The sequence below is a fragment of the Azonexus sp. genome (assembly GCF_036170495.1).
Classification (GTDB): domain Bacteria; phylum Pseudomonadota; class Gammaproteobacteria; order Burkholderiales; family Rhodocyclaceae; genus Azonexus.
The window spans coordinates 1-4,012 of record NZ_JAVHPH010000191.1 but is presented as its reverse complement, the minus strand read 5'-3'; the positions used below and the strand labels follow the sequence as shown (position 1 = coordinate 4,012).

At 64.5% G+C, this 4,012-nt stretch carries 3 protein-coding genes; all 3 read right to left on the bottom strand.

Annotation, left to right across the window (positions count from 1 at the left end; translation table 11 throughout):
• Positions 1-421, bottom strand: a 421-nt coding sequence (locus ADADOO_RS06485; protein ID WP_511276020.1) for a DegV family protein, incomplete at its 3' end; no start/stop codon positions are given.
• Between the two features lies 1 nt (position 422).
• On the bottom strand, positions 423-1,706 hold the full coding sequence (locus tag ADADOO_RS06480) for an acetyl-CoA C-acetyltransferase (RefSeq protein ID WP_511276019.1): 1,284 nt from the start codon (positions 1,704-1,706) through the stop codon (positions 423-425).
• Positions 1,707-1,794: 88 nt separating this feature from the next.
• The coding region (locus ADADOO_RS06475) for an acyl-CoA dehydrogenase (RefSeq protein WP_511276018.1) at positions 1,795-4,012 on the bottom strand (2,218 nt) is incomplete at its 5' end.

The window sequence follows — 4,012 nt, the reverse complement described above, 5'->3', positions numbered from 1 at the left end:
GGCCGGTAAACAGGTTGCGGGTGGACAGCACGGCCAGACCGAAACGTTCGGTCAAGCCGGCGGCGCGCCGGATGGCCTTGTATTTGGTCAGAATGGTCCGCGAGGCCTGCATGGCGTGAGCGAATATCGGGCTGCGCGTGCTGGTGATGGTGAGGCAGAAGACGTAGTCGTAATCGAGCACCAGACGATCGAGAAAGAGCTGCTCGATCTGTGCTACGGAATAGGGAATCGACTCGGCGAAATCTTCGCTTTTTCGGTCGAGATGCCGGACGTAGAAGGCCTGCGTTTCCTGCGGGTCGCGCCGGTCCTCGATCAGCAGGCCGCCAATGCGCAGACTGATCGGCATGACCCGCACATCGTGCGCATCGAGAAAGGCGCGCGGCAGGTCACAGGCGGAATCGACGACAATGCCGATCCGCATCTCAGTCTGCCGCCTCGACCAGCATCGCGCCGCCCAGCCCGCCGCCGATGCAGATCGTGGCGACGCCACGCTGGCCCTTGTTGCGCCGCAATACCTGCAGGACGTGGAGGACGATCCGCGCCCCCGAGGCGCCGACCGGGTGGCCGATGGCCACGGCGCCGCCATCGACGTTCAGGCTGTGCTCGTCGAGAACGCCGAAGGCCGCGGGTAGATCGAGCTGTTCGCGGCAATAGTCGTCGGATTTCCAGGCTTCGAGGCAGGCGATGACCTGCGCGGCAAAGGCTTCGTTCAGTTCCCAGGCGTCGATGTCGTCGAGGCCCAGGCCATGACGACGGAGCAGCGGCGTGACAGCATGCACCGGGCCGAGGCCCATCTGCGCCGGATCGAGACCGGCCCATTCGCTGTCGACAATCTTACCGATCGGCTTGAGGCCCCATTTCTGCACGGCCTCTTCCGAGGCGAGGATCAACCAGGCGGCGCCGTCGGTGATCTGCGAGCTATTGGCCGCCGTGATGCGGCCGTATTTCGGGTCGAAAAATGGCTTGAGCTTGGCCATGCCGGCCAGGCTGGCATCGCCGCGCACGCCGTCGTCTTCGGCGTAAATTTTGCCCTGGCTGTCGACGACCGGGACGATCTCGCCGTAGTAGCCGGCGGCCCGGGCCGACAGCGCCTTGAGATGGCTTTGGACGGCGAATTCGTCCATCTGCTGGCGGCTGATGCCGAATTTCCAGGCCAGGTTTTCGGCCGTCTGGCCCATGAGCAGGCCAACCACCGGATCGGTCAGGCCCTTCATGAGGCCGATGACCGGCGTGAACAATTCGGCCAGCGGCAACTGCAAAAAATGGCCGATTTTCTGGTTGACCGTACGCAGGCTCATCAGGCCGGCGAACCAGCGCACCATGGCGTCGGAATAGAGCAGCGGCGCCCGTGAGAGCGCATCGATGCCGCCGGCCAGCACCAGTCCGGAACGCCCGCAGCGGATGTTGGCGACGGCCGAATCGATGGCTTGCAGGCCCGAAGCGCAGTTGCGCATCACCGTCCAACCCGGCACCGTGTTGCCGCAGCCGAGGCGCAGGGCGACCATGCGCCCGATGTTGGTTTCGTCCGGCGACGGCGCGGCGCAGCCGAGGATGACCTCGTCGAGGTCGGATGGCTCAAATGGTTGGCGCAGCAACAGGGCCCGGCCGGCCTGGGTGGCCAGATCGGAGGCGGCGAAGATGCCCGGCCCTTTCTGCGCCTTGAGGAAGGGCGAACGGGCGCCGTCGACGATGTAGATGGTTTTCATCCTGGAAACATCTCCCCATAAAACACAACGGATGCCGAGACACGCCTAAACTCCCCCTTGAAGGGGGAGGAACCGAGCATGCCGAGCATCACGCCGCCATCCGGTTATCGGCCGGCTTGTTGGCGGTGGCGACACCGTAGTCGAACGGGAAGTCATCAACATGCACGACGATGTCGCGCAGGTGATTGCGCGCCTTCATGATGTCGTATTCGGCGGCGGAAATCACCCCGGCCTCGAAGGCGGCGATGGCGATGTCACGCACGTTGGCCAGCGGGTTGTTGTCGAAGCGACCGTCCTTTTCAGCTGCACGGATTTTGGCCTCGATCGGCTCGGCTAGCAGCGTGGCCTTGAGCGCCAACTCGATGGCGCCGACCGGCTCGCTGTCGACCAACGGCAGGTAGCATTCGGCGGTCAGCCGGTCGCGGGTGGCGGACGGGGCGATCAGCAACTTGGCCACCTGATGGCCGACCTCGTCCGATGGCACAACATAAGGATGGCCCCACGGGAAGATCGAGCGGTGCAGGAAGGCGGCGATGAAGCGCACCGGGAAGTTGGCGATGACGCCATCGAAGGCCTGCTGCGCCTGGTACATGGCGTCCCAGATCGCCCAGTGGGCGAGCGGTGCGTCGGCGGCCTGGCGGCCTTCGGCCTCGTAGCGCTTGAGCGTGCAGGAGATCAGGTACATCTGGGCCAGGATGTCGCCAAGACGGGCCGACAGTTTTTCGCGGCGCTTGACGCTGCCGCCGAGGACGAGCAGCGAGATGTCGGCCAGGAAGGCAAAGGCCGCCGAGAAGCGCGTCAGTTGCTGGTAGTAGCGCTTCATTTCGGGCGCCGTATCGACGTTGACCGTAGCAAAATGCGATCCGGTCATACCCAGCCACAGGGCGCGAAAACCGTTCTTGATGGTGAAGCCGATGTGGCCGAACAACGCCTGGTCGAAATCGACGAGGCCCTGCTTCTGATCCGGGTTCTGCGCCGCCTGCATTTCCGGCAGCAAATAGGGATGGCAGCGGATGGCACCCTGACCAAAGATGATCAGCGACCGCGTCAGAATATTGGCGCCTTCGACCGTGATGCCAATCGGCACCTGCTGGTAGGCGCGGCCCATGAAATTCGACGGGCCAAGACAGATGCCCTTGCCGCCGATGACGTCCATGCCGTCATTGACCACCTGGCGGGCCCGTTCGGTGACGTGGTATTTGGCAATGGCCGAAACGACCGACGGCTTTTCGCCGAGATCGACGGCGCCGGCGGTCATCTTGCGCACGGCGTCCATCAGGTAGGTGTAGGCGCCGATGCGGGTCAGCGCTTCCTCGACGCCTTCGAACTTGCCGACGGCCATCTTGAACTGCGAACGCACCCGGGCGTAGCCGCCGACGGCGCGCGCCGTCATCTGCGCCATGCCGGTATTCGACGAGGGCAACGAGATCGAGCGGCCGGCCGCCAGGCTCTCCATCAGCATGCGCCAGCCCTGGCCGGCCATCTTCTGGCCGCCGATGATGAAGTCGAGCGGCATGAAGACGTCGGTGCCGCGGGTCGGGCCGTTCATGAACATGGCGTTCAACGGAAAATGGCGGCGGCCGGTATCGACGCCCGGATGGTCGTAGGGGACCAGCGCGCAGGTGATGCCGATGTGCTTCTGGTCGCCCAACAGGCCGTCCGGGTCGTAGAGGTGGAAGGCCAGACCGAACACCGTGCACACCGGGGCCAGCGTGATGTAGCGCTTGTCCCAGGAAACGCGCATGCCGAGCACTTCCTTGCCCTGATAGATGCCCTTGCAGACGACGCCGGCATCCGGAATCGACGCCGCATCGGAGCCGGCCCACGGACTGGTCAGCGCAAAGGCCGGCACCTCGATACCCTTGGCCAGGCGCGGCAGGTAGTGGTTCTTCTGTGCCTCGGTGCCGTAATGCAGCAGCAGTTCGGCCGGGCCGAGCGAGTTGGGGACCATGACCGACACCGACAGCGCGCTAGAACGCGTCGACAGCTTGGTCACCACCTGCGAATGGGCGTAGGCCGAGAATTCCAGGCCGCCGTACTTCTTCGGAATGATCATGCCGAGGAAGCCCTTGTCCTTGATGTAGCGCCAGGCTTCGGTCGGCAGGTCGTAGAGCTCGTGCGTCACTTTCCAGTCATCGACCAGGCGGCAGGCTTCCTCGCATTCGTTGTCGAGGAAGGCTTGCTCGGCCGGCGTCAGTGTCGGCTGCGGGTAGGCGTGCAGTTTTTGCCAGTCCGGCTGGCCGCGGAACAACTCGCCCTCCCACCAGACGCTACCGGCTTCGAGTGCGTCGCGCTCGGTATCCGAC